Raw genomic sequence first — 24,651 nt, 5'->3', positions numbered from 1 at the left:
GGTGGTTTAAATGGCAAAACGCCGCGACGGCATAAGCCGGTCGCGGCGCGGGTATTTCAGCGTATGAAACGGGTTTTACTGGATCTGCCCGTGGCAATGCTTGAACTTCTTGCCCGAACCGCAGTAGCAAAGTTCGTTGCGGCCCAGCTTCTGTTCGTTGCGTACCGGAGCGATGGCAAGGGCGACATCGACCTCTTCACCCAGCAGTTCCGGTTGCTCAAGCCCCGGTGCTTCGTCGTGCTGGAACTGCATGCGCGCAGCCAGTGCTTCGGCTTCCTGACGCAGGCGTTGTTCTTCTTCGATCGGATCTTCGCGGCGAACCTGAACGTGGGACAGCACACGGATCGAGTCGCGCTTGATCGAATCCAGCAGCTCGGAGAACAGCGTGTAGGACTCGCGCTTGTACTCTTGCTTCGGGTTCTTCTGCGCATAACCACGCAAGTGGATGCCGTGACGCAGGTGATCCATGGTCGACAGGTGATCTTTCCACAGGTCGTCGAGCACACGCAGGACGATTTGCTTCTCGAAGGTGCGCAGCGCCTCGGCGCTCGCCTGCTCTTCTTTCTCGTTGTACGCGGCCAGCAGCTCGGTCATGAGCTTCTCGCGCAGGGTTTCTTCGTACAGGTGGTCGTCTTCGTCGAGCCATTTCTGGATCGGCAGCGCCACACCGAAGTCGCTCTGCAACGCCGCTTCCAGACCGGCCACGTCCCACTGCTCAGGCAGCGATTGCGGTGGAATGTGTGCGCTGACCGTTGCGTTGAGCACGTCCTGACGGAAGTCGGCGATGGTTTCACCGATGTTGTCGGCGGCCAACAAACTGTTACGCATGTGATAGATCACTTTACGTTGTTCGTTGTTGACGTCGTCGAACTCGAGCAGTTGCTTACGAATGTCGAAGTTGCGGCCTTCAACCTTGCGCTGAGCCTTCTCGATGGCGTTGGTCACCATGCGGTGCTCGATCGCCTCGCCAGGCTGCATGCCCAGGGCCTTCATGAAGTTCTTCACCCGATCAGAGGCGAAGATGCGCATCAGGCTGTCTTCCAGCGACAGGTAGAAACGGCTGGAACCAGCGTCACCCTGACGACCGGCACGACCACGCAGCTGGTTGTCGATACGGCGCGATTCGTGACGCTCGGAAGCAATCACCTGCAAACCGCCCGACTCGAGCACTTGCTGGTGACGTTTCTGCCAGTCGGCCTTGATCTGGGCAATCTGCTCAGGGGTCGGGTCTTCCAGGGTTGCCACTTCCACTTCCCAGTTACCGCCCAACAGGATGTCGGTACCACGACCGGCCATGTTGGTGGCGATGGTCAGTGCGCCTGGGCGACCGGCCTGGGCAATGATCTCGGCTTCTTTTTCGTGGAACTTGGCGTTCAGAACCTTGTGTTCGATGCCTTCCTTCTGCAGCAGCGCAGACATGTGCTCGGAAGTTTCGATGGTTGCAGTACCCACCAGCACCGGACGGCCCTGGGTCATGCATTCCTTGATGTCATTGATGATCGCCGCGTATTTCTCTTCGGCAGTCAGGAACACCAGGTCGTTGTAGTCTTTACGCGCCAGCGGTTTGTTCGGCGGGATAACCATCACCGACAGACCGTAGATCTGGTGGAATTCGAACGCTTCGGTGTCAGCGGTACCGGTCATGCCGGACAGCTTGTTGTACAGACGGAAGTAGTTCTGGAACGTGGTCGAGGCCAGGGTCTGGCTTTCGGCCTGAATGTTCAGGTTTTCCTTGGCTTCGATGGCCTGGTGCAGGCCTTCGGACAGACGGCGACCCGGCATGGTGCGACCGGTGTGTTCGTCGACCAGAACGACCTGGCCATCCTGCACGATGTATTCGATGTTGCGATTGAACAGTTTATGAGCGCGCAGACCGGCATAAACGTGGGTCAGCAGACCAAGGTTGTGCGCCGAGTACAGGCTCTCGCCTTCAGCCAGCAGGCCAACACGGGTCAGCATGTCTTCGATGAACTGGTGACCGGCTTCGTTGAGCTCAACCTGACGGGTCTTCTCGTCGACGGTGTAGTGGCCGGCCTTGGTGACTTCGCCTTCCACTTCTTCGATGTGCAACTCAAGCTGCGGGATCAGTTTGTTGATCTCGATGTACAGCTTGGAGCTGTCCTCGGCCTGACCGGAAATGATCAGCGGGGTACGGGCTTCGTCGATGAGGATGGAGTCGACTTCGTCGATCACGGCAAAATTGAGTTCGCGCTGGAATTTTTCTTCCATGCTGAACGCCATGTTGTCGCGCAGGTAGTCGAAACCGAATTCGTTGTTGGTGCCGTAGGTAATGTCGGCAGCGTAAGCCAGACGTTTCTCTTCCGGCGGCTGGAACGGCGTGACAACACCGACCGACATTCCGAGGAATTCGTAGAGCGGACGCATCCAGTTGGCGTCACGACGGGCCAGGTAGTCGTTCACCGTCACAACGTGCACGCCCTTGCCGGACAGCGCGTTGAGGTAAACGCCCAGTGTTGCCACCAGGGTCTTGCCTTCACCGGTACGCATTTCCGCGATCTGGCCTTCATGCAAGGTCATGCCGCCGATCAGCTGGACGTCGAAGTGGCGCATACCCATGACGCGCTTGCCGGCTTCGCGGGCGACCGCAAAGGCTTCGGGCAGCAGCTTGTCGAGGGTTTCCCCTTTGGCGATGCGGGCCTTGAACTCATCTGTCTTGGCACGCAATTGATCGTCCGAAAGGGCCACCATTTGCTCTTCGAAGGCATTGACGAGTTGCACCGTCTTGAGCATGCGTTTGACTTCACGCTCGTTCTTGCTTCCAAAAAGTTTCTTTAACAAAGGCGCAAACATATCGGCAGGATCTTCCACACTAAAGGGATGGAGGGCGGCCCCGTGAGTCGCCCGAGCAGCCCTCATGGCCGCATGCGAACGAGCATTCTACCCGGAAACGATGGTGAGGAAAGTGGCGTTATTCCACGATACTGGCACAGCGCTTTGACGGGGCTCACTTAAAATAAGGGCTTTTTGCTCAACTTCAAGCCATTCAGGGCAGAAGTTACTTGTTGATTTAATGGGTAAAGCGCTCGCAAAGCAATGGCTCGGGTGCATCCGGTGCTTTCTGCTAACATGGCGGCTCTGTTACTTCAGGTGTCTGATCATGGCATTTCGCCCTCTTACGGCCAGAGCACCCGCCGTCCTGCTTCGCGAAGCCAAACCGCTGAAAGCCATCTTCGGCCACGCTCAACGCCTGGGTCATTTACAACGTCTGCTGGAAAGCCAATTGCAGCCCGCCGCCCGCGAGCATTGCCATGTGGCGTCGTGGCGCGAAGGCAGTTTGTTGCTGATAGTGACCGACGGTCATTGGGCAACCCGCCTGCGTTATCAGCAAAAGCGTCTGCAACGGCAACTACAGATGTTCGACGAATTCGCCAGCCTGACGCGGATTCTGTTCAAGGTTCAGCCGCCCACGGTTCAGCAAGGGGCGGCTGGCCATACCATCAGCTTGTCGACCGATGCAGGCGCGACCATTCAGGCCACAGCCGACGGGATCAGCGATCCGAATCTGCGGGCAGCGCTGGAACGCCTTGCGGCGCACGCTAAACCCAAGGATTAAAAGCAAGATCAAAAGATCGCAGCCTTCGGCAGCTCCTACATTGGGATGGTGTACACCCAAGGAGCTGCCGAAGGCTGCGATCTTTTGCTTTTAGCGGCGTTTGCTGCCTCCGAGCAACGACCCCATCAAGCCGCGTACCAACTGTCGGCCCAATTGATTAGCCGCCTGGCGCATCGCCGATTTCAGTGCCTGCCCCGCCGCGGTGCCGAGGAATTCCCCGGCCTTGTCGGTGAAGCTTGGCTCTTCGGCTGCCGGTTTGCCCGGAACAGCGTCAGGCTCTGGCGCCAACCCTTTGCGCCCCATCAACACTTCATAAGCCGATTCGCGATCAACGGGTTTGTCATACCGCCCCTTGAATGGCGACCCCGAGATCAGCACTGTGCGTTCACTCTCGCTCAACGGCCCGATCCGCGATTGCGGCGGTGCCACCAAAACCCGCTGAACCATCTCCGGGGTGCCCTTGTCCTGCAACGTACCGACCAGCGCCTCGCCAATCCCAAGCTCGGTCAGCACCGACAAGGCATCGAACGCCGGGTTCGGCCGGAAGCCTTCGGCCACCGCTCGCAGGGATTTCTGCTCCTTGGCGGTGAACGCGCGCAAGCCATGCTGAATGCGCAAACCGAGCTGAGCCAGCACGTCATCCGGCAAGTCGCCCGGCGATTGGGTGACGAAATACACCCCAACGCCTTTCGAGCGAATCAACCGCACCACTTGCTCAAGACGATCCTGCAAAGCCTTGGGCGTACCGGCGAACAATAAATGCGCTTCGTCGAAAAACAACGCCAGCAGCGGTTTGTCCGAATCGCCGCGCTCTGGCAGTTGCTCGAACAGTTCGGCCAGCAGCCACAACAGGAACGTTGCATAGACCTTCGGCGCTTCGTGCACCAGACGGCTGGCATCAAGCAAGTGAATGCGCCCGCGGCCCTCGGCGGTCGGCCGCAGAATGTCTTCGAGTTGCAGCGCCGGCTCACCGAACAGCGCTTCGGCGCCCTGCTGTTCCAGGGTCGCCAGACGCCGCAACAGCGCCTGACTGGAACCGGTGGTCATCAGCGCGGCGTCGTCACCGAGCAATTCGGGGTTGTCACGCAGGTGATTGAGCAGTGCCTTCAGGTCCTTGAGGTCCAGCAGCAACAGCCCTTCACGGTCCGCCACCTTGAACGCGGCGTACAGCGCCGACTGTTGACTGTCGGTCAGCTCCAGCAGGCTGCCAATCAATAACGGCCCCATTTCGCTCAAGGTTGTGCGCAACGGATGACCGGACTGACCGTGAATGTCCCACAGGGTCACCGGATACGCTTGAGGCGTGTGGTTCAGCCAAGGCATCCCGGCAATCCGCTCGGCGATTTTGCCTTGAGGGTTGCCGGCGGCGCCCAGCCCACACAGGTCACCCTTGATATCCGCGGCAAACACCGCCACGCCGGCATCGCTGAATGCTTCGGCCATCCGTTGCAAGGTGACGGTTTTGCCCGTCCCGGTAGCGCCCGCGACCAAACCATGACGGTTCGCCAGGCGCATGGCCTGGGCAATGGGCTGCCCGGCGAGATCGGCACCGATAACGAGTTGTAATGAGTCAGGCATTTTGTCACCCATGGTTAATCTTTGATCCTTCACGGCCGATAGGAATAAGCGAGAGACCCAATTGAAAGCAAGGTCCGACATTCCCCTATGGAGAGCAGGAATTACCGACTCGCTCCATTGCGCACTCATTTTGCGCGCATTAACAGCAACGCGCCCCGAACAATAAGACCTTAGCGGACCCCCGAGCCATGAACAAAAACCTGAGCTTCAGCCATAAAATTTTGCTTGCCGCCGCCCTCATCGTTATTGCCGCTTTCGCCTCGTTCACGCTGTACAACGATTATTTGCAGCGAACTGCCATCCGCGACGACCTGAACAGCTATTTCAACGAGATGGGCGATGTCACCGCCAACGACATCCAGACCTGGCTGACCGGCCGTGTCCTGCTGATCGATAACCTCGCCCAGAACATCGCGATCAATCCGGAACCTGCCACCGTCGCCAGCCTGCTTGAGCAGAAAGCTCTGACGTCGACCTTCATGGCGTCCTACCTGGGCGATGCCACCGGCAGCTTTACTATTCGCCCGGATGCAAAAATGCCCGCCGGCTTCGATCCGCGCGTGCGCCCTTGGTACAAAGGCGCCGAAAGCAGCAGCACAGCGACCCTGACTGAACCTTACATCGATGCGGCTACTGGCCAGACCATCATCTCTATCGCCACCGCCTCGAAAAAGGCCGGGCAGAGCATTGGCGTAGTGGGCGGTGATCTTAGCCTGCAAACCCTGATCGACAACCTGAGTGGCCGCGACTTTGGCGGCATGGGTTATGCGTTTCTGGTCAGCGCCGACGGCAAGATCCTGGTTCACCCGGACAAAACGCTGGTGATGAAGTCCCTGAATGAGGCGTACCCGCAAAACACGCCGCACATCAGCAGGGACTTCAGCGAAGTGGAGGTCAACGGCAAGACCCGCATCTTCAATTTCACCCCGATCAAAGGCCTGCCCTCGGTCAATTGGTACATCGGTCTGTCGGTCGATAAAGAAAAAGCCTTCGCGATGCTCAGCGAATTCCGCACCTCGGCAGTGATTGCAACGGTGATTGCCGTGGCGGTCATCATTGCCTTGTTGGGCATGTTGATCCGCGTGCTGATCCAGCCGCTGCACGTCATGACCCGCGCCATGGCAGACATCGCCGACGGCGAAGGCGACCTGACCAAACGCCTGACCATCGTGAACAACGATGAATTCGGTGTCCTCGGTACCGCGTTCAACCGCTTCGTGGAACGCATTCACGGTTCGATCCGCGAAGTGTCGTCGGCCACCGGGCAAGTCAACGAAGTGGCTCTGCGTGTAGTGGCCGCCTCGAACTCGTCGATGTTCAACTCCGACCAACAGGCTTCGCGCACCAGCAGCGTGGCCGCGGCGATCAACCAGCTCGGCGCCGCCGCTCAGGAAATCGCCCGCAACGCAGCACAAGCATCGAGTCAGGCCAGCGATGCCCGCAGCCTGGCCGAAGATGGCCAGCAAGTGGTGGATCGCAGCATTGTCGCGATGAATCAACTGTCGAGCATGCTCAGCGCCTCGAGCACCAACATCGAATCGCTGAACAGCAAAACCGTGAACATCGGGCAGATTCTCGAAGTGATCACCAGCATCTCCCAGCAAACCAACTTGCTGGCGCTGAACGCGGCCATCGAAGCAGCACGTGCCGGTGAAGCCGGACGTGGTTTTGCCGTGGTGGCCGATGAAGTGCGCAACCTGGCGCACCGCACTCAGGAATCGGCGCAACAGGTGCAGACCATGATCGAGGAGCTGCAAGTCGGCGCCCGCGAATCCGTCAGTACCATGAGCGACAGCCAGCGCCACAGCCAGGACAGCGTCGAAATCGCCAACCTGGCCGGCGAGCGTTTGAACAGCGTGACGTTGCGTATCGGCGAGATTGACGGGATGAACCAATCGGTGGCGACAGCGACCGAGGAGCAGACGGCGGTGGTGGAGTCGATCAACGTCGACATTACCGAGATCAACACACTGAATCAGGAAGGGGTGGAAAACCTGCAGTCGACGTTGCGGGCGTGCTCGGATCTTGAGCAGCAGGCGGCGCGGCTTAAACAATTGGTGGGCAGTTTCCGTATTTAGCGTCCGGACGGGCCCCTTCGCGAGCAAGCCCGCTCCCACAGGTTCAACGCCAGACCTTGTGGGAGCGGGCTTGCTCGCGAAGGCGACCCTCCAAACACCGCAAACCTCACTGCCCCGCAAAACCCCAACCGAACATCTATCCTTCATAAAGGTCAACCAAGGGAGCCCAACGGACCGGAGGGATGTTCATCGTGCATATCGCTGACATAACCATGTTCTACGCCCCTGCCAGCGGTGGCGTGCGCACTTATCTGGATGCAAAACACCGTCGCCTGAGCATCAAGCCGGGCATTCGCCACAGTCTGCTGATCCCTGGGGCTTACTTGAGTGAACAGGATGGCGTTTACACGGTTCCGGCCCCCGCCCTGCCCTTCGGCAAGGGTTATCGTTTCCCCCTCCGTCTCGCGCCCTGGCGCAATGTTCTGCACGATTTACAGCCCGACCTGATCGAGGTCGGCGACCCCTACCTCACCGCATGGGCGGCACTCGACGCTCGGCGGCAACTCGATGTCCCGGTGGTCGGCTTTTATCACTCGGACCTGCCGCTGCTGGTCAGCAATCGCATGGGCAACTGGGTCACCACCAACGTCGAAGCCTATGTCAGCAAGCTCTATGGCAACTTCGATCGGGTTCTGGCGCCAAGCCAGGTCATGGCCGACAAACTGATCGGGTTGGGGGTGAAGAACGTTTTCGTGCAACCGCTGGGCGTCGACTTGCACACCTTCCATCCCAATGCCCGGGACCCGGGCCTGCGGGCCGAATTGGGTATCGATGAAAACACTCATTTGCTGATCTTCGCCGGGCGCGGCGCCAAGGAAAAAAATCTGCCGGTGCTGCTCGATTGCATGAAACGCCTGGGCCGACGCTATCACCTGCTGCTGGTAGGTTCGTCGATGCCGGCCGTGGTGCCGGACAACGTGACCGTGATCGGTGAGTTCTGTCCGGCGGCACACGTGGCGCGATTGATGGCCAGCGCCGATGCGCTGCTGCACGCAGGCGATCAGGAAACATTCGGCCTGGTGGTTCTTGAAGCCATGGCCAGTGGCATTCCGGTGGTGGCCGTGGCGGCCGGGGCCTTTCAAGAAATCATCACCGATCAATGCGGCCTGCTCTGCCCGCCGAATAATCCATTGGCGATGGCCGACGCCGTTCGCGAACTGTTCAGCTCGGGCAGCGTGGTGTTGGGCAAACAGGCCCGCAGCCATGTCGAGCGGCATTACTCTTGGGACATGGTGGTCAACAGCCTGCTGGGGCATTATCGCGCCGTACTTGGCAGCCACTTGCCGCTGACCGCCAATGGTTGAGCCCATGAATCCGCCCAGCCTGATACTCGTCCTGCACGACGTCGCACCGCAAACCTGGGCCGATTACCAACCCTTTGTCGAAGCTGTCGACGCCCTGGGCGAGGTGCCGATGACCTGGCTGGTGGTGCCCAATTTCCACAAGCACAACGATCTGGAAGAGCATCCGGGATTTCGACGCTTGCTCACCCGTCGTCTCGCCCGAGGTGACGAACTGGCATTGCACGGTTACTTTCATTGCGATGAAGCGTCCACTCCCACTACGCCACAAGACTGGTTCATGCGCAGGATCTACACCCACGAAGGCGAGTTTTACAGCCTGTCTCAAGAAGCCGCCCTCGCCCGCCTGCGCGCCGGCATCGAAATATTCCACCGTTATCACTGGCCGCTGGAGGGCTTCGTCGCCCCGGCCTGGTTGATGAGCAAAGGGACACGCCAGGCCTTGCGCCAGCTACCTCTGAGTTACACCAGCGATCCTCAGCATCTGTATCGTCTGCCGGACTTCACAGCAATTGATGCGCCAGGCCTGGTCTGGAGTGCGCGCAGTGCCTGGCGCCGGGGGTTGTCGAAGCTCGTCAGCGATCAACGCGAACAACGCTGGCGGCAAGCACCGGTGATTCGTCTGGGCTTGCACCCGGTCGATATGCGCCACGAGTACTCGCGCAATTACTGGCTGCAAACCCTCAAGCGCTTGCTCGACGAGGGACGTGTGCCGATGACCAAGGCACGCTGGCTGGCGCTGCAAAGCGACCGTATAGGTCGCGCCGCATGAGTCGCGGGATTCTGCTGCTCGTCGCGCTGCTCGCTGCGGTGCTGATTCCGTCGCTGTTGGGCGGTAACGAAACCTGGTATCGACTGCGAAGCTTTCCGCTGACATGGTTACTGATCATGTTCGGCATGATCCTGCTGTGCTGGGTGCTGAACACGATGCGCTTGCGCCTGTTGCTAGGGGATCAGCGCGACAAGGTGGGCCCGCTAAAAAGTCTCGGTGTGGTGATGGCCGCCGAGTTCGCTTATTGCGCCACACCGGGTGGCAGCGGCGGTCCGCTGACGATCATGGCGCTGCTGGCGCGCAATGGCGTGCGTCCGGCCAGGGGCAGCGCCGTGTTTGCCATGGATCAGCTGAGCGATTTGCTGTTTTTTCTTTGTGCGCTGAGCGGAATCCTGATTTATGCGTTGTTCCAGCACCTCAGCCAACGCATGGAATGGCTGCTGACCGTCAGCGCCATTTCGATGTTCGGCGGGTTGTTGAGTTGCGTGGTGGTCGCCCGCTACCATCGAATGCTGATTCGTCTGAGCGGTCGGTTGCTCGCTCGCCTGAATGTCAAAACCACCACGCGCCTGCGCTGGGCGCGAAAACTCCTGCACTTTCTGGCGGCGTTCACGGACACATTGAAGCTGCCCTTTCAGACGCTCATTACAGTGTTTGCCCTGACTTGCCTGCATTGGATCTTGCGCTATAGCGTGCTGTATCTGGCATTGCGTGGGCTTGGGGCGGATTTGCAGTGGGCCTGGAGCTTTCTGATCCAGATGCTTTCGCTGAGCGCGGGGCAATTCAGCCTGTTGCCGGGCGGTGCCGGGGCGGCGGAGTTGACGTCGGCGGCGCTGCTGGCGCCGATGGTGGGGAAATCCACCGCGGCGGCGGCGATTCTGATCTGGCGGGCGGTGACTTATTACTTTTATCTGGTAGTCGGCGGGCCGGTATTTTTACTGATGCTTGGGCGGCCGCTGCTGAAGAAGTTGATGAAATTCAAACAGGCCTAAAAGATCGCAGCCTGCGGCAGCTCCTACATGGATCGCGTACCCCTGTAGGAGCTGCCGCAGGCTGCGATCTTTTTAGGCCTCCCCGATTTCTTCGTCGGACTCCGGATTCAACTGCTCCCACAACTCGGCCGCACCGGGAAACTCCGTCCCGTCTTCTGGACTCATGTCATCCGGGTCGTAACGACTCAAACACCCTTCGCCCAACGTGGCGGGAGCCTTGGATGTAGCTTTGTCGAGTGGATCGGCCATGTCATGTCCTCAGTGCAGAAACGGCGAAGGGCCTGAAGCGATTGAACGCCCAGGCCCTTCGAACTTCAACTGTGTTGTATGGCTGTCAGAACACGACGGTTTTGTTGCCGTGCACCAGCACCCGATCTTCCAGGTGATAACGCAGACCACGGGCCAGCACCATCTTCTCGACGTCCCGACCGAAACGCACCATGTCGTCGATGCTGTCACTGTGGCTGACGCGAACGACGTCCTGTTCGATGATCGGACCGGCATCCAGCTCTTCAGTCACGTAGTGGCAAGTAGCGCCAATCAACTTCACGCCACGCATCGATGCCTGGTGATACGGCTTGGCACCGACGAACGACGGCAGGAAGCTGTGGTGAATGTTGATGACCTTGTGAGCATATTCGCGGCACAACTCGGGCGGCAGGATTTGCATGTAGCGGGCAAGTACGACCACTTCGGCATCGTGCTGTTTGACCAGGCGCGAGACTTCGGCGAATGCCGGCTCTTTATCCTGCGGATTGACCGGTACGTGGTAATACGGAATCCCGTGCCACTCGACCATGCTGCGCAAGTCGTCATGGTTGGAGATCACGCAGGAAATTTCGCAATCCAGCTCATCACTGTGCCAGCGGTGCAACAAGTCGGCGAGGCAATGAGACTCGCGACTGGCCATCAGTACCACGCGCTTTTTCTGCTCGGTATCGGTGATGCGCCAGTTCATCGAGAACTCTTCGGCAATCGGTGCAAACGCTTCGCGAAAGGCATCGATACCGAAGGGCAGCGAATCGGCACGAATTTCGTGACGCATGAAGAACCAGCCACTGAGATTGTCCGAGTGATGGCTCGCTTCAGTGATCCAGCCGTTATGTGACGCCAGAAAGTTACTGACTTTAGCAACGATGCCGACGCGGTCCGGGCAAGCAATCACCAGCCGAAAAGTGCGCATGAGGGTCAAACTCCAGAACTTCGCAAAGGCGGCCATTCTAGCGATTGCGCAGCAAAACTGCAGTATTGATGACGTTTTGCCCGACACAAAGGTAAGCGGCACAGGTTCTGGCAGCACCTGCAACCCGCGCGATGGTGTTCCTGTTGCCAATCTTCAAGTGCCCAATTGTGAATATTCGTGATGACTGCATCACACTATTTAACTACACCGGCAATTTATGCCCTATTCACCGTAACTAATTTAAATAAAACTCCGGTTATATGTTTACTTGGTGAAACACCCTGACTATTATTGCCGCACTGTCACCTGCCATCCAGCGCCCCAACATAAGGTAGTCCTCATGTCCTTGATCAACGAATATCGCGCCACCGAAGAAGCTATCAAAGAGCTGCAAGCCCGTTTGAAGAACCTGTCCCAAGACGACAAACTGCAAACCGAGCTGGAATTCGAAGGCAAACTGCGCACCCTGATGGGCGAGTACTCCAAGTCTCTGCGTGACATCATTGCGCTATTGGATCCAGAGTCCAAAACCAAAGCACCACGCGGCGGCGCAGTAAAAACTACTGGCACCAAGCGTGCTCGCAAAGTTAAACAATACAAAAACCCGCACAACGGCGAAGTCATCGAAACCAAAGGTGGCAACCACAAAACTCTGAAAGAGTGGAAAGCCAAGTGGGGCGGTGACGTGGTTGAAGGCTGGGCTACCCTGCTGGGCTAAGCCGTAGCGCTTGTCGCAGACTCATCCGCGACAAAAAAGAACGCCAGCATCTGCTGGCGTTTTTTTATGCCCGGGATTCAGCACCCGAACATTTTCGATTTCAAAGATTCAAACGTTTGCGTAATCCTTCGACATAATTCTGCCATTCATTCAGCACCTCTCGCTGAAACGATGTAGCCGTAATACTCCATTGGGCGGCGGCCTCTACAAAAGTTTTCAGCGTATTTGGCGCCCCCCACTCGGGTGCTGACAAACGTTGCTGACAGAATATTCTCCAGCGTTCTTGCTCTTCGAAACTCAACGTATCGGGGAAGTTGCGTGCGCGATATCGAAACAATAATTCAGGCAATCGTTCATCATCGAAAGGCCATTGTTGTTGCGCTAATTGAGCCGGGTCGGCAGACCTGACTTGCTCACAAAGACGCCGATCCCGATCACCGATAAAACCATCGTATAACTGTTGCTCAGGGTCTTGGCTCGAGGCGAAATCTTCGCTGGCGTAAATCGCCTGAACTTTATCTCGCCAAACTGTTTGTGCGTCACTTAGCCGCAGCGCACGCTCTTGGTAGAGCGACATATCCAGCCCCAAACGTTGCTGATCTTCAGAGCGAAGTACCGACAACGGCGCCACCACCGGACATTTATTGATGTGGATAAGTTTGAGCGGCACCGGCAACTCGCCCTCGGCCAAGTCATCGCGGCGGGTATACAGCCGTTGGCGCAAGGTGTCGGCATCAAGATCGAGCAAGCCCTGAGGGTCCAGGTGCAGGTCACAGACAATCAAGGCGTTCTTGTTGCGCGGGTGCCAGGCCAGGGGCAGCACCACACCGACATAATTGCGCGCCGCTGAAAAGCGCCCGGAGATGTGCACCATTGGCTGCAACAGCCGAATCTGATCCATCACCTTTTGTTTACCGCGCAACTGAAACAACCAGTCATACAACTTCGGCTGTTTTTCCCGGATCAGACGCGCCAGGGCGATGGTGGCGCGAACGTCCGATAGCGCTTCGTGAGCGTTTCCGTGATCGATGCCATTGGCGGCGGTCAGGCGTTCGAGCTTGAGCGTTATCCGTCCCTCGTCGTCCGTCGGCCAAACGATGCCGTCAGGGCGCAAGGCATAGGCTGCACGCACCACATCGATCAGGTCCCAGCGGCTATTACCGCCCTGCCACTCGCGCGCATAAGGGTCGAAAAAGTTTCGGTAAAGACTGTAACGGGTCATCTCGTCGTCGAAACGCAGCGTGTTGTACCCCGCCCCACACGTGCCGGGCGCAGCGAGTTGAGCATGCACCCGCGTCATGAAGTCGGCTTCGCTCAGGCCTTGCTCGGCCAGTCGGCCGGGCGTAATCCCCGTGATCGCGCAAGCCGCCGGATGGGGCAGGATGTCTTCACTGGGCTGGCAGTAAAGGTTGACCGGCTCGTCTATTTCATTGAGATCGAAGTCAGTGCGAATCCCCGCCATTTGCAGCGGGCGGTCGCAACGGGGGTTGATGCCAGTGGTTTCATAGTCGTACCAGAAGATAGAGGTCACGGGCTATTCCTGAGCTGAAGATCGGCGAAGTCTAGGCGTTCACATCCCGCCCCGGCCAGTAATCTCGTCATTCAATCACCTCTGGCCACGTGCCGTGCAATACATAGTTATGTCGTTTTCCCCCGAGAGGCTGCTAGCATCGGACGGACATCGAATCCCGAACAGGCCACATCAAGGTTGCCCATGCTCGAGACCACAGCACTGCCAGGGAAAGCGACGCTGTCCGCGCCACTGGATACGCGGTATCAAGTCGAAACGCCGGAAGGCATCGACCTGCCACTGCGCCCGGCCGGGTTGATGGTTCGTGCGCTGGCGTTCTCCATCGATCTCGGGCTGCGCGGGTTGATCGTCGGCCTGCTGTTCATTGTCCTGGCGTTCCTCGGAAAACTCGGCGCAGGGCTCGGCTCGATTCTGTTGTTCGTGGTGAGCTGGTGGTACATGGTGCTGTTCGAAGTGCTCAATCAGGGGCGTTCGCCCGGCAAGCAGTGGATGGGCCTGCGAGTGGTACAGGACGATGGCACGCCGATCGGCTGGTCTGCTTCGCTGCTGCGCAACCTGCTGCGATTTGTCGACATGCTGCCGTTCGGCTATTTCCTCGGGGCCATCAGTTGCCTGCAACATCCTACCTTCAAGCGCCTCGGCGATCTGGCTGCCGGCACGCTGGTGATCTACCGCGAACAACCGCTTGCCCGACCGCAACTGCCTGACATCCAGCCCCGGCGCCCGGCCTTTGCGCTGACGCTGACCGAACAACGCGCCATCCTCGGGTTTGCCGAGCGTCAGGGTGAACTATCTGAAGCACGGGTCAAAGAGCTGGCGGCCATACTCGCGCAACCGTTGCAGGTGTCGGCGCCAGGGGCCGTGGACGAACTCAATGGCATCGCCCGCGGCTTGTTGGGCCCGACATGAAGCAAAGCCTTTTCGAAACTCGCCACAAGGCCGAATGGGAGCAATTTACCCTCGTGCTTGAACAGCTGGAGCAAGGCAAGGAAGCCGAACGAGTCGCCCGTTTTCCAAGCGATTATCGTCGTCTCTGCCAACACCTGGCGCTGGCCCAGGAACGTGGTTACAGCAGTTTTCTGATCGACTCATTGCAGCAACAGGTCCTGCGCGGACATCAACAGCTTTATCGCCACCGCAGTCGATTGGGTGCCAACGTGCTGAGCTTCATCCTGGCTGACTTCCCGCGACTGGTGCGCGAACAGTGGCGCTTCGTGCTCGCCGCCGGCCTGATGTTTTTTGGCAGCCTGATCGGCATCGCACTGCTGGTGTATCTGTTCCCCGACCTGGTCTACAACCTGATCCCGGCCGAGCAGGTCAGCGAGATGCAAGGCATGTACGACCCCGTCGCCGGTCATTTGGGCCGCTCTGCCGAACGGGCAGCCAGTGAAGACTGGGTGATGTTCGGTTACTACATCATGCACAACATCGGCATCGCCTTTCAGACCTTCGCCAGCGGTTTGCTGTTTGGCCTGGGCAGCGCGTTTTTCCTGTTCTTCAACGGTTTGATGATCGGCGCGGTGGCCGGGCACCTGACACACATCGGCTACGGGCAAACCTTCTGGTCATTCGTGGTTGGCCACGGCGCCTTCGAACTGAGTGCTATCGCCCTGGCCGGTGCCGCCGGCCTGCAACTGGGTTGGGCATTGATCGCGCCGGGGCGCCTGCCCCGCTCCGAAGCCCTGCGATTGGCGGCGCGAAAGAGCGTGCTGCTGATTTGCGGGGTCATGCTGTTTCTGCTGATTGCGGCGTTTATCGAAGCTTACTGGTCGTCCACGATCGGCGTCGCGCCAATGACCAAATACCTGGTCGGTGCAGCCCTCTGGTTGTTGGTGGCGGTTTATCTGCTGTTTGCCGGACGGACCCGCCATGCGCCTGAGTGACGCCACGGTTGTCATCCGCCCGCGCACCACCTGGGAAGCCATGGACCTGGGCGTCCTGCTGAGCCAGCGACACCGGCGTCTGCTGATGACCAGTTGGGCCATCGTGACCTTGCCGATTTTCGCCCTGCTCAGTTGGGTGCTGTGGGATTCGCCCTCCCTCGCCGTGTTCATTTTCTGGTGGCTGAAACCGGCGTTCGACCGCCTGCCGCTGTACATACTGTCCAAAGCCATGTTCGGCGAAACGCCCACGCTGAAGCAAGCGCTGCGCCAATTTCCGCGGCTGCTCCAACCGCAACTGCTGGTGAGTCTGACCTGGCGGCGCCTGAGCCTGAGTCGCAGTTTCCTGATGCCGGTGGTGCAACTCGAAGGGCTGAGTGGGCAAGCGCGACAACAGCGCTTGCAGGTGCTATTACAGCGCAACGCCGGTGCTGCGCGGTGGCTGACCATCATCGGCGTACACCTGGAAAGCGCGTTATGGATCGGCCTGATGGTGCTGTTCTATATGTTCTTGCCGCAACAGGTCGAACTCGACTGGAGCTGGCAGACCTTGATCACCGCCGCCACACAGGACTGGCGTTGGCTGGAACACCTGACCAATGCCTTTTACGCACTGGTGCTCATTGTCTGGGAACCGGTTTATGTCGCCTGCGGCTTCAGCCTTTATCTGAATCGGCGCACGGTGCTGGAGGCCTGGGATATCGAGCTGGTGTTCCGCCGCATGCGCCAACGCTTGACCAGCGCCGCCGTCCCCCTGCTGCTGGCGGCGTTCCTGTTGATGCCGACAGCGCAAACCGTGTGGGCCGCCGAGCCAGTCATTTCACCCGACAGCCCACGCCTGCTGGACCAGCCGCTGACCAGTCGGGCGTCCCGGGACAGCATCAAGGCGATCCTCGATCAGCCTCCGTTCAAGAACAAGGAATCGGTCACGCGCTATCGGTTTGGCGAGGACAAACCAGCCGCCGACACGGCGGACGACGACAACGCCCCCGAATGGCTGGAGGCGCTGCTCAAGCTTCTGGACAACCAACGCTTCGGCGCAGCGGCCACGCTGATTGAAGTTGTGTTGTGGGGTGTCGTGATCGGTGCCATTGGTTTATTGATCTGGCATTACCGTGACGGGTTGCAAGCCTTCGTCAGCCGTCGACCGGCCTTGAACAGCAAGGTCACGCGGCCGTTACCGCAACAGGCTTTCGGCCTGGACCTCAACCGCGAAACCCTGCCCGCCGACATCGCCGCCAGCGCCGAACGCCTCTGGCAAACCCACCCTCGCGAGGCCCTCGGATTGCTCTATCGCGGGCTGCTCAGCCACTTGCTGCACGACTTCAACATGGCGCTGAAACCCGCCGACACCGAAGGCCAGATCCTGGAGCGCATCGAATACCTGCAACAACCTGCCTTGCTGGCCTTCAGTAAAAACCTGACCGGGCACTGGCAGAACATGGCCTACGGGCATCGCCTGCCTCCCGCGCATTTGCAACAGGAACTCTGTGACGGCTGGCGAGCCCTGTTCGGCCCGGGAGCGTTGCGTTGAACCGGCAACGCTGGCTGGCGGTCGGCGTGTTCATTGCCGTGCTAGTGATCGCGCTGAGTGTTTATCTATACGTCAAGGCGACGCCCTATCAAGCAGACATCGATCACGGCCCCTCGCCCGAAGCCCAGGCCAATCCCTATCTCGCCGCCGAGCATTTCCTGCGCAAACAGGGCCTGTCGGTGAGCCACGCCAACAGCCTCGACATTCTGCCCACCCTGGAGCCGCACCAGCACAGTCTGTTATTGCTCGGGGACCGTTACAACATGACCCCGCGCCAGATCGATCAGCTGTTGAACTGGACCCGGGCCGGCGGGCGTCTTTTGTTTGTTGCCCAGTCGCTGCGGGATGAAAAGACTGGCCAAAGCAATGACCTGTTGCTCGACCGGGTGCAGCTGCACCAGTCGCTGAGCAAAGACCTCAAGGACCCGCCGCCCGCTATCGACGACGATCCTTACCCCAAGCTGACCAAGCTGTATCTGGAAGACGAAAACGCGCCGGCCTACGCAGGTTTTGATACCGCATTCCATCTCGAAGACCCGAAAAACCTCGCCCAGGCCTGGGCCAACAGCGGCAAGGCCACGCACATGATGCAGCTCAATCACGGGCTCGGTTCGATCACCGTGGTCACCGACGCCGACCTGTGGAAAACCCCGGCCATCGACCAGTACGACAACGCCTGGCTGCTCTGGTACCTGACCGCGGACACGAACGTGACCCTGCTGTTCAACACCGATCACGACAGTCTGCTGACCTTGCTCCTGCGTAATTTCCCTCAGGCGTTGGTCGCCCTCATCGCCCTGATCGGTCTTGGCTTCTGGCACGTCGGCGTGCGCCAGGGTCCGCTGCTGGAACCGTCCCCAAGGGCCCGCCGCCAACTTCAGGAACACCTGCGCGCCAGCGCCGATTTCATGTTGCGCCGCAACGGTCAGCAGTACCTGCTGCAAGCCTTGCAGCACGACATCTTGCGTCGTGTGCGGCGCCGTCATCCCGGTTTTGAACAACTCGGCGTTGCCGAACAATGGCTGGTGCTCGCACGCCTGACCGGCCAACCCACACGCGCTATCAGCCAGGCCATGAGCCCGCGACCGAAGCAGCGGCTGTCCAGCGCTGAATTCAGTCGCCAAGTCGCCCACCTGCAAACCTTGAGGAACGCCATATGAGTGAACAGATCGAGCCCGGCGCACTGAGCCACGCCACGCAGCAACGCCAGCGCGCCAGCCAGTTGGCCCAAGCAGTAAGAACTGAACTGCAAAAAGCCGTGATCGGCCAAAACACCGTGATCGAGGACGTCCTCACCGCGCTGATCGCCGGTGGCCACGTACTGCTCGAAGGCGTGCCGGGTCTGGGCAAGACACTGTTGGTGCGCGCCCTCGCCCGCTGCTTCGGCGGCGAGTTCGCACGTATCCAGTTCACCCCGGACCTGATGCCCAGCGACGTCACCGGGCACGCGGTGTACGACATGCAGACCGAGCAATTCAAACTGCGCAAGGGCCCGCTCTTCACCAACCTTTTGCTGGCCGACGAGATCAACCGCGCCCCGGCGAAAACCCAGGCCGCACTGCTCGAAGCCATGCAGGAACGACAAGTCACCCTCGAAGGCCGCGCTCTGCCCATCGTGCAACCGTTCATGGTGCTCGCCACGCAAAACCCAATCGAACAGGAAGGCACTTACCCACTGCCGGAAGCCGAGCTTGATCGCTTCATGCTCAAGGTGCGCATGGACTACCCCGACGCCGAGCAAGAATTGAACATGGTCCGCCAGGTCAGCCGCTCGACCCGCGCCGACATGCTCGACGTGCAACCGCTGCGCACGGTGTTGCAAGCCAAGGATGTACTGGCCTTGCAACGCATCGCCAGCGATCTGCCGCTGGACGATCAGGTCCTCGATTACGCCGTGCGACTGGCCCGCACCACCCGCAACTGGCCGGGCCTGATCCTCGGTGCCGGGCCACGGGCCTCCATTGCCCTGGTGCGTTGCGCTCGGGCGCGAGCGTTGTTGCGTGGCGGCGAGTTTGTGATTCCGGATGACATCAAAGGCTGCGCCCTCGCGGTGTTGCGTCACCGTGTGCGGATTGCGCCGGAGCTGGACATCGAAGGGCTGGACGTCGATCAAGTGCTCAAGCAACTGCTCGATCAAGTGCCGGCGCCAAGAGTGTGAACGCCGTGCTCGATATTCGCGTCGACACCAGAAAAGATCGCAGCCTTCGGCAGCTCCTACGGGGGCCAGCGTTCGACGTAGGAGCTGCCGAAGGCTGCGATCTTTTCAACAGACCACACGGTGTCACGCCATGAAACCGTCCCGGTTTCTGCTGATCTGGCTCGCCTTGCTGCTGGCCATCGGCATCGTGCTGGGCGCAATGCGGGCGCTGGACATCCCGATTCCATCCAGCCTGCAAGCGATCAACTGGGGATTGCTGCTGGCGCTGCTGGCCTTGGCAGTACTCGACGGTGTCCGTCTCAAGCGCCTGCCCTCACCCCGCCTCCAGCGACAAATGCCCGGTAGCCTTGCACTCGGTCGATGGGGTGAAGTGCGACTGGAGATCGAGCATGATTTTGAACAACCACTGACCGTACAGATTTTCGACCATGTGCCGGAAGGTCTGAGCTTCGAAAACCTGCCCCTGTCAGTCGAATTGCAACCCGGCCAGCACAGCCAGGTCGGCTATCGCCTGCGCCCGCTCAAGCGCGGTCATTTCACCTTCGAACACTGCGAAATCAGCCTGCCGAGCCCATTGGGGCTGTGGTCCGACAAACGCTTGCTCAACGTGGTCGACAACACCCGCGTCTACCCGGACTTCGCCCGCCTATACGGCGGCCAACTGCTGGCAGTCGACAACTGGCTCAGCCAACTCGGCGTGCGCCAACGCCAGCGACGCGGTCTGGGTCTGGAGTTTCATCAACTGCGTGAATTCCGCGAAGGCGACAGCCTGCGCCAAATCGACTGGAAAGCTACGGCCCGCCAGCGCACGCCGATTGCCCGCGAGTATCAGGACGAACGCGATCAGCAAATCATCTTCATGCTCGACTGCGGCCGCCGCATGCGCAGCCAGGATGGCGAACTCGCCCATTTCGATCACGCACTGAATGCCTGCCTGCTGCTCAGTTACGTTGCCCTGCGCCAAGGCGATGCGGTAGGCCTGAGCACCTTCGCCAGCGACCGACCGCATTACCTCGCCCCGGTCAAAGGCACTGAACAACTCAAGGTTCTGCTCAACACCGTCTACGACCTCAATAGCACCCAACGCCCTGCCGACTACCAAGCCGCCGCCAATCAACTACTCGCCCGGCAAAAACGTCGGGCGCTGGTGGTGGTGGTGACTAACTTGCGGGATGAAGACGATGAAGAACTGCTGACCGCCGTCAAACGCCTGAACAAACAACATCGGGTGCTGGTGGCGAGCCTGCGCGAAGACTTGCTCGACACGCTGCGGCACACGCCGGTGCAAACCTTTTCGGAAGCGCTGGCCTATTGCGGGACGGTGGATTATTTGAATGAACGGGCGGAGCTCCATGAGCGGTTGAGTGCACATGGAGTACCAGTGGTGGATGCTCGACCCTCAGAGTTGGGGGCCGAGCTGGTGACGCGGTATCTGGGTTGGAAAAAAGCCGGAATGATGTAACGGTACCCAGCGTAGAAAATAGTGCTTCACGACCTCGATAGGAAGTGATATTGGAACTACTTAAGGACGCGATGCAGTGGTCAATTCTTTCCCATAACAGTTTTGAGCATCGGTCATAACCAACAAGCGTTTAGCTCTACATCGAGGAATAAATCATGGATGAGAAAAATCTATTCACTGCAGTGCTAACCCAGATCTCTCAGAACCAGCTGGCAATGGGTGCGGCAATAGAAGAACTAACCAATTGGGTGGAGAAGCAAGGGGCTACTGAAGTCGCAAATAACATCCGAGGGGCGCTCCAAACGCTAGATCGAAACCAAAAATTTATCTCTCTGGCGCTTATCTCTGTATCCACCGACTTTAAAGAAGTACAGCCCCCGAAAAAACCACACTCTGATGAGGGATAAAAACTTTCAACTCTCGAAATATCACTCAACAGTTCCTCAAAATTGTAGGGCGCTCGGTGATGAAGGAATAGCTTGGTGGCATGACAAATGTTCATCATTGGACAGCTCTTTTCCTACTCGAATATTCGAGCAAACGACAACGACTACAAAACCAAGCGCCTCTGCCTACAACTAGCAGCGGCCCTGGCTGACTATTGAAGATGGCCATTCAACCTTAAGGTTCTCCTGTCTCTACCCATTAGCGATCCAAAGGAGTTAACCCGATGTTCAAACCTCCACCCGAGAAATGCGAATTCCCCTACGCCACCCTTGACCCTAAAAAGCTCCACGCCGCCGCCGACAAGGCGCTGGACCACTACCTCAAATCCGACATCACCTCCCTTCGCTCTTCCAAGGACCGCGCCATGAAAATGTTCACCGTTGTGTCCGATGCCAACCCCGAAGCCTTGACCATCGAGACCTACGAGACCTTTTCGACGGTCAGCATTCTGCTGCTCGACCTGGCTGAAAGCCTGGACGACAGACCGCGTCACCTGGCGATGGCGATTTATCGGATGAGTGAGTTGGGGTTGATGCTGGTGGAGAGGTCGCTGGCGAACGAGATGGCGATCAAGACGACGTAGCATTTCAGCCGTTGGTTCTTTGTTGTTTGCGCTGACGTCATCGCGAGCAAGCTCGCTCCCACAGGAGATCGTTGCTGGGCACAAATCTTGTGGATCAACACCGAGCCCCTGTGGGAGCGAGCTTGCTCGCGATGGCTATCGCCAAGATTGCGTAGATTTCAGGCAGAGGCAGGCAACGGCTGAAAACTGAAGTACTGCTTCAAGGCGCTGATCAGTTGCCCATATTCCGGCGGGGCCCGTTGCAGGCTGAACCCGGCGTCATAGTGGTGAGGGGTCGTGTCTTCATGGCACCACAGGCAAAACGCCTGAAGATCAATGACCTGCATGCAGCCATCGCTGGCGGGGATTTTCAGGCGCAAATCGAAATCGGCGCCGATCATCATCGGCAACTGGCTGATCAGCATCAGCCCGTCTTCGGACACGTTGCCCAGAAAGCCGATGGGTTTGTCAGTGACGCTGTTGAACACTCTTAGAAAATACGGCAGTTGATGCCGCTCGATCCGGCGGTCAGTAAACATGCGCAAATGGCCCAGCAAGGCCCTTAAGCAGAGCCGCACTAATGCTTCGGAACGGGCCTGCTTCTTTTATGCAGAGGCATGGGCGCGCTCTCCCCGATCCCGGTGCGACAGTCCATAAAGCTGCTGCCGCTTACTCCTGCCGATCACAGGTGTTGCGTCGATCAGAGGCAAGGCTCTAAACCGATCTATTCGACTATAGCTCACCACCGCCGGTGAGCCAGCCTTTGAACAACTACGACAATCAGAACTGCGTCGGGCGCACGACCGCAGCAGTACTGCGCAGCGGATAGTGGCCCAGCGACTGCAAGGTTTCCAGACGGGCGCGGGCGCGGTAGGCGTATTCACTTTGCGGGTACGAGGCCATGATGAACTGGTAGGTTTGCGCCGCATCGACAAACAGTTTCTGCCGTTCCAGGCACAAGCCGCGCAACATCGACACCTCCGGCCACACATACGGCCGCGCTCTGCTGGCGCGTTCGACTTTGGACAGTTCGAGCGTCACCTGCTCGCAATTGCCACGGTCATAGGCGCTGTAGGCGTTATTCAGATGATGGTTCATCGACCAACGGGTGCAGCCCGTGACGCTGAGGGCACTGATGGCAAGGGCGGCAATGAGCACGAATCGCATGGGGGTTCTCCTGTCTTGAGCTCTGTATCGACCCGTTGGCGGAAATCTTCAAGATTGTTCGTTTAAAGATATAAACGAATAAGTAGTGCAAACGAACAATGACTACAACTTCGGACCATAGTAGCCTCACTCAGCGCTTGAACTCAGGAGTCTATGCATGTCCGTCCGTCGCACCAAAATCGTCGCTACCCTTGGCCCGGCCAGTAACTCGCCGGAAGTTCTCGAACAGCTGATTCTGGCTGGCCTGGACGTCGCCCGCCTGAACTTCTCCCACGGCACCCCCGACGAGCACAAGGCTCGCGCGAAGCTGGTGCGTGACCTCGCTGCCAAGCACGGCCGCTTCGTTGCCCTGCTGGGTGACCTGCAAGGCCCGAAAATCCGTATCGCCAAATTCGCCAACAAGAAGATCGAGCTGAAGATCGGTGATCAATTCACCTTCTCCACCAGCCATCCTCTGACCGAAGGCACCCAGACCATCGTCGGCATCGACTACCCGGATCTGGTCAAGGACTGCGGCGTGGGCGACGAGCTGCTGCTCGACGACGGCCGCGTGGTCATGCGCGTTGATACCGCCAATGCCACCGAGCTGAATTGCACCGTACTGATCGGCGGTCCGCTGTCCGACCACAAAGGCATCAACCGTCGCGGTGGCGGCCTGACCGCACCGGCCCTGACTGAAAAAGACAAGGCCGACATCAAGCTTGCTGCAGAGATGCAAGTCGATTACCTCGCCGTGTCCTTCCCGCGTGACGCCGCCGACATGGAATACGCCCGTCAACTGCGCGACGAAGCCGGCGGTACGGCCTGGCTGGTGGCGAAGATCGAACGCGCCGAAGCCGTGGCCGACGACGAAACCCTCGACGCGCTGATCAATGCATCCGACGCCGTCATGGTGGCTCGTGGTGACCTGGGTGTGGAAATCGGCGACGCCGAGCTGGTGGGCATTCAGAAGAAAATCATTCTGCACGCGCGCCGCCACAACAAGGCTGTGATCGTCGCGACCCAGATGATGGAGTCGATGATCCAGAACCCGATGCCAACCCGCGCCGAAGTGTCCGACGTGGCCAACGCCGTGCTCGACTACACCGACGCCGTGATGCTCTCGGCTGAAAGTGCTGCCGGCCTGTACCCGCTGGAAGCGGTGCAAGCCATGGCGCGCATCTGCATCGGCGCTGAAAAGCACCCGACCAGCAAGACCTCCAGCCACCGCATCGGCAAGGTCTTCGAAAGCTGCGACCAGAGCATCGCCCTGGCGGCCATGTACACCGCCAACCACTTCCCGGGCGTGAAGGCGATCATCGCGTTGACCGAAAGTGGCTACACGCCGTTGATCATGTCGCGCATCCGTTCCTCGATACCGATCTACGCGTTCTCCCCGCACCGCGAAACCCAGGCCCGTGCGGCCATGTTCCGCGGTGTCTACACCGTACCGTTCGACCCGGCATCGCTGCCGCCTGAGCAAGTCAGCCAGGCCGCGATCGACGAGTTGCTCAAGCGCGGCGTAGTGGAAAAAGGCGACTGGGTCATCCTGACCAAGGGCGACAGCTACCACACCATCGGCGGCACCAACGGGATGAAAATCCTGCACGTTGGCGACAAGATGGTCTGATTGACCGGTTGCTGAAAAACAAAAGCCCCGCCATGTGAATGGCGGGGCTTTTTTTGCTTTCCGGTCCGGAAGATGTGTTGCCTGGGCTGACGCCATCGCGAGCAA

22 protein-coding genes are annotated in these 24,651 nt (G+C 59.1%); 15 read left to right on the top strand and 7 right to left on the bottom strand.

Going from position 1 to position 24,651, the window contains the following annotated elements; genetic code table 11:
• Positions 1-75: 75 nt before the first annotated feature.
• Positions 76-2,811: a preprotein translocase subunit SecA gene (gene secA, locus E3W21_RS02095; RefSeq protein ID WP_134417532.1), complete on the bottom strand. Its 2,736-nt coding sequence runs from the start codon at positions 2,809-2,811 to the stop codon at positions 76-78.
• A gap of 307 nt (positions 2,812-3,118) precedes the next feature.
• Here secA and E3W21_RS02090 point away from each other — a divergent pair, with 307 nt between their 5' ends.
• Positions 3,119-3,574 carry a DUF721 domain-containing protein gene (locus E3W21_RS02090; RefSeq protein WP_090187471.1) on the top strand — a complete coding sequence of 152 codons (456 nt, stop codon included), beginning with the start codon at positions 3,119-3,121 and terminating at the stop codon, positions 3,572-3,574.
• 90 nt (positions 3,575-3,664) lie between these two features.
• On the opposite strand, the gene E3W21_RS02085 is transcribed toward E3W21_RS02090, so the two are convergent.
• Positions 3,665-5,152 carry a helicase HerA-like domain-containing protein gene (locus E3W21_RS02085; protein WP_134417530.1) on the bottom strand — a complete coding sequence of 496 codons (1,488 nt, stop codon included), beginning with the start codon at positions 5,150-5,152 and terminating at the stop codon, positions 3,665-3,667.
• A 188-nt stretch (positions 5,153-5,340) separates the two neighbouring features.
• Here E3W21_RS02085 and E3W21_RS02080 point away from each other — a divergent pair, with 188 nt between their 5' ends.
• The 4 genes from E3W21_RS02080 (at position 5,341) to E3W21_RS02065 (ending at position 10,295) form a co-directional block, all read left to right on the top strand.
• Entirely contained in the window at positions 5,341-7,230 is a 1,890-nt protein-coding gene (locus tag E3W21_RS02080) for a methyl-accepting chemotaxis protein (RefSeq protein WP_134417528.1), read from the top strand.
• A gap of 182 nt (positions 7,231-7,412) precedes the next feature.
• Entirely contained in the window at positions 7,413-8,534 is a 1,122-nt protein-coding gene (locus tag E3W21_RS02075; protein WP_134417526.1) for a glycosyltransferase family 1 protein, read from the top strand.
• A complete protein-coding gene (locus tag E3W21_RS02070) occupies positions 8,527-9,303 on the top strand; it encodes a DUF2334 domain-containing protein (protein WP_134417524.1) in 777 nt (258 codons plus the stop codon). Before E3W21_RS02075 ends, E3W21_RS02070 begins: the two co-directional genes overlap by 8 nt.
• Complete coding sequence (locus tag E3W21_RS02065; RefSeq protein WP_134417522.1) at positions 9,300-10,295, top strand: lysylphosphatidylglycerol synthase transmembrane domain-containing protein; 996 nt, start codon at positions 9,300-9,302, stop codon at positions 10,293-10,295. The genes E3W21_RS02070 and E3W21_RS02065 overlap by 4 nt, the downstream gene beginning before the upstream one ends.
• A gap of 72 nt (positions 10,296-10,367) precedes the next feature.
• On the opposite strand, the gene E3W21_RS31070 is transcribed toward E3W21_RS02065, so the two are convergent.
• Both E3W21_RS31070 and purU read right to left on the bottom strand, forming a co-directional pair.
• The gene (locus E3W21_RS31070) at positions 10,368-10,544 is read right to left on the bottom strand and encodes a hypothetical protein (RefSeq protein WP_165353233.1); all 177 of its coding nucleotides are present in this window, start codon (positions 10,542-10,544) and stop codon (positions 10,368-10,370) included.
• Positions 10,545-10,629: 85 nt separating this feature from the next.
• Positions 10,630-11,478 carry a formyltetrahydrofolate deformylase gene (purU, locus tag E3W21_RS02060; protein WP_008147434.1) on the bottom strand — a complete coding sequence of 283 codons (849 nt, stop codon included), beginning with the start codon at positions 11,476-11,478 and terminating at the stop codon, positions 10,630-10,632.
• A 340-nt stretch (positions 11,479-11,818) separates the two neighbouring features.
• Here purU and mvaT point away from each other — a divergent pair, with 340 nt between their 5' ends.
• Entirely contained in the window at positions 11,819-12,196 is a 378-nt protein-coding gene (gene mvaT, locus E3W21_RS02050; protein WP_007933316.1) for a histone-like nucleoid-structuring protein MvaT, read from the top strand.
• 100 nt (positions 12,197-12,296) lie between these two features.
• Here mvaT and sbcB read toward each other — a convergent pair whose 3' ends face one another.
• Positions 12,297-13,727 carry an exodeoxyribonuclease I gene (gene sbcB / locus E3W21_RS02045; protein WP_134417520.1) on the bottom strand — a complete coding sequence of 477 codons (1,431 nt, stop codon included), beginning with the start codon at positions 13,725-13,727 and terminating at the stop codon, positions 12,297-12,299.
• A gap of 183 nt (positions 13,728-13,910) precedes the next feature.
• Here sbcB and E3W21_RS02040 point away from each other — a divergent pair, with 183 nt between their 5' ends.
• The 8 genes from E3W21_RS02040 (at position 13,911) to E3W21_RS02005 (ending at position 21,791) form a co-directional block, all read left to right on the top strand.
• Complete coding sequence (locus tag E3W21_RS02040) at positions 13,911-14,636, top strand: RDD family protein (protein WP_134417518.1); 726 nt, start codon at positions 13,911-13,913, stop codon at positions 14,634-14,636.
• Positions 14,633-15,610, top strand: coding sequence for a stage II sporulation protein M (locus tag E3W21_RS02035; protein ID WP_129437887.1), 978 nt, complete (start codon positions 14,633-14,635; stop codon positions 15,608-15,610). Before E3W21_RS02040 ends, E3W21_RS02035 begins: the two co-directional genes overlap by 4 nt.
• Positions 15,597-17,141: a DUF4129 domain-containing protein gene (locus E3W21_RS02030; protein ID WP_134417516.1), complete on the top strand. Its 1,545-nt coding sequence runs from the start codon at positions 15,597-15,599 to the stop codon at positions 17,139-17,141. The genes E3W21_RS02035 and E3W21_RS02030 overlap by 14 nt, the downstream gene beginning before the upstream one ends.
• The gene (locus E3W21_RS02025; RefSeq protein WP_134417515.1) at positions 17,138-18,301 is read left to right on the top strand and encodes a DUF4350 domain-containing protein; all 1,164 of its coding nucleotides are present in this window, start codon (positions 17,138-17,140) and stop codon (positions 18,299-18,301) included. Before E3W21_RS02030 ends, E3W21_RS02025 begins: the two co-directional genes overlap by 4 nt.
• The gene (locus E3W21_RS02020; protein WP_134417513.1) at positions 18,298-19,299 is read left to right on the top strand and encodes a MoxR family ATPase; all 1,002 of its coding nucleotides are present in this window, start codon (positions 18,298-18,300) and stop codon (positions 19,297-19,299) included. The genes E3W21_RS02025 and E3W21_RS02020 overlap by 4 nt, the downstream gene beginning before the upstream one ends.
• A gap of 130 nt (positions 19,300-19,429) precedes the next feature.
• The gene (locus E3W21_RS02015; RefSeq protein ID WP_134417511.1) at positions 19,430-20,761 is read left to right on the top strand and encodes a DUF58 domain-containing protein; all 1,332 of its coding nucleotides are present in this window, start codon (positions 19,430-19,432) and stop codon (positions 20,759-20,761) included.
• A gap of 155 nt (positions 20,762-20,916) precedes the next feature.
• A complete protein-coding gene (locus tag E3W21_RS02010; protein ID WP_134417509.1) occupies positions 20,917-21,168 on the top strand; it encodes a hypothetical protein in 252 nt (83 codons plus the stop codon).
• 263 nt (positions 21,169-21,431) lie between these two features.
• Positions 21,432-21,791: a DUF6124 family protein gene (locus E3W21_RS02005; RefSeq protein ID WP_134417507.1), complete on the top strand. Its 360-nt coding sequence runs from the start codon at positions 21,432-21,434 to the stop codon at positions 21,789-21,791.
• A 158-nt stretch (positions 21,792-21,949) separates the two neighbouring features.
• Here E3W21_RS02005 and E3W21_RS02000 read toward each other — a convergent pair whose 3' ends face one another.
• Together E3W21_RS02000 and E3W21_RS01995 are read right to left on the bottom strand one after the other, a co-directional pair.
• Entirely contained in the window at positions 21,950-22,309 is a 360-nt protein-coding gene (locus E3W21_RS02000; protein WP_134417505.1) for a PilZ domain-containing protein, read from the bottom strand.
• 241 nt (positions 22,310-22,550) lie between these two features.
• Positions 22,551-22,937 carry a tol-pal system YbgF family protein gene (locus E3W21_RS01995; protein ID WP_134417503.1) on the bottom strand — a complete coding sequence of 129 codons (387 nt, stop codon included), beginning with the start codon at positions 22,935-22,937 and terminating at the stop codon, positions 22,551-22,553.
• A gap of 157 nt (positions 22,938-23,094) precedes the next feature.
• Between E3W21_RS01995 and pyk the strand changes: the two genes are divergently transcribed.
• A complete protein-coding gene (gene pyk, locus E3W21_RS01990) occupies positions 23,095-24,546 on the top strand; it encodes a pyruvate kinase (protein ID WP_046049690.1) in 1,452 nt (483 codons plus the stop codon).
• The last annotated feature ends 105 nt before the right edge of the window (positions 24,547-24,651 follow it).

It is taken from the genome of Pseudomonas sp. F01002 (assembly GCF_004402115.1).
GTDB lineage: Bacteria > Pseudomonadota > Gammaproteobacteria > Pseudomonadales > Pseudomonadaceae > Aquipseudomonas > Aquipseudomonas frigoris.
This window is presented reverse-complemented; position numbering and strand designations above follow the sequence as displayed.

Bases quoted from the DNA above. Each gene is read 5' to 3' on its own strand.
- E3W21_RS02080 (WP_134417528.1), top strand. From the start codon at position 5,341: ATGAACAAAAACCTGAGCTTCAGCCATAAAATTTTGCTTGCCGCCGCC.
- mvaT (WP_007933316.1), top strand. From the start codon at position 11,819: ATGTCCTTGATCAACGAATATCGCGCCACCGAAGAAGCTATCAAAGAG.
- E3W21_RS01995 (WP_134417503.1), bottom strand. From the start codon at position 22,937: ATGCGATTCGTGCTCATTGCCGCCCTTGCCATCAGTGCCCTCAGCGTC.
- E3W21_RS02020 (WP_134417513.1), top strand. From the start codon at position 18,298: ATGAGTGAACAGATCGAGCCCGGCGCACTGAGCCACGCCACGCAGCAA.
- E3W21_RS02035 (WP_129437887.1), top strand. From the start codon at position 14,633: ATGAAGCAAAGCCTTTTCGAAACTCGCCACAAGGCCGAATGGGAGCAA.
- E3W21_RS02005 (WP_134417507.1), top strand. From the start codon at position 21,432: ATGTTCAAACCTCCACCCGAGAAATGCGAATTCCCCTACGCCACCCTT.
- E3W21_RS02065 (WP_134417522.1), top strand. From the start codon at position 9,300: ATGAGTCGCGGGATTCTGCTGCTCGTCGCGCTGCTCGCTGCGGTGCTG.
- E3W21_RS02010 (WP_134417509.1), top strand. From the start codon at position 20,917: ATGGATGAGAAAAATCTATTCACTGCAGTGCTAACCCAGATCTCTCAG.
- E3W21_RS31070 (WP_165353233.1), bottom strand. From the start codon at position 10,544: ATGGCCGATCCACTCGACAAAGCTACATCCAAGGCTCCCGCCACGTTG.
- E3W21_RS02030 (WP_134417516.1), top strand. From the start codon at position 15,597: ATGCGCCTGAGTGACGCCACGGTTGTCATCCGCCCGCGCACCACCTGG.
- pyk (WP_046049690.1), top strand. From the start codon at position 23,095: ATGTCCGTCCGTCGCACCAAAATCGTCGCTACCCTTGGCCCGGCCAGT.
- E3W21_RS02000 (WP_134417505.1), bottom strand. From the start codon at position 22,309: ATGTTTACTGACCGCCGGATCGAGCGGCATCAACTGCCGTATTTTCTA.
- E3W21_RS02015 (WP_134417511.1), top strand. From the start codon at position 19,430: ATGAAACCGTCCCGGTTTCTGCTGATCTGGCTCGCCTTGCTGCTGGCC.
- secA (WP_134417532.1), bottom strand. From the start codon at position 2,811: ATGTTTGCGCCTTTGTTAAAGAAACTTTTTGGAAGCAAGAACGAGCGT.
- purU (WP_008147434.1), bottom strand. From the start codon at position 11,478: ATGCGCACTTTTCGGCTGGTGATTGCTTGCCCGGACCGCGTCGGCATC.
- E3W21_RS02090 (WP_090187471.1), top strand. From the start codon at position 3,119: ATGGCATTTCGCCCTCTTACGGCCAGAGCACCCGCCGTCCTGCTTCGC.
- E3W21_RS02070 (WP_134417524.1), top strand. From the start codon at position 8,527: ATGGTTGAGCCCATGAATCCGCCCAGCCTGATACTCGTCCTGCACGAC.
- E3W21_RS02085 (WP_134417530.1), bottom strand. From the start codon at position 5,152: ATGCCTGACTCATTACAACTCGTTATCGGTGCCGATCTCGCCGGGCAG.
- E3W21_RS02040 (WP_134417518.1), top strand. From the start codon at position 13,911: ATGCTCGAGACCACAGCACTGCCAGGGAAAGCGACGCTGTCCGCGCCA.
- E3W21_RS02075 (WP_134417526.1), top strand. From the start codon at position 7,413: ATGTTCATCGTGCATATCGCTGACATAACCATGTTCTACGCCCCTGCC.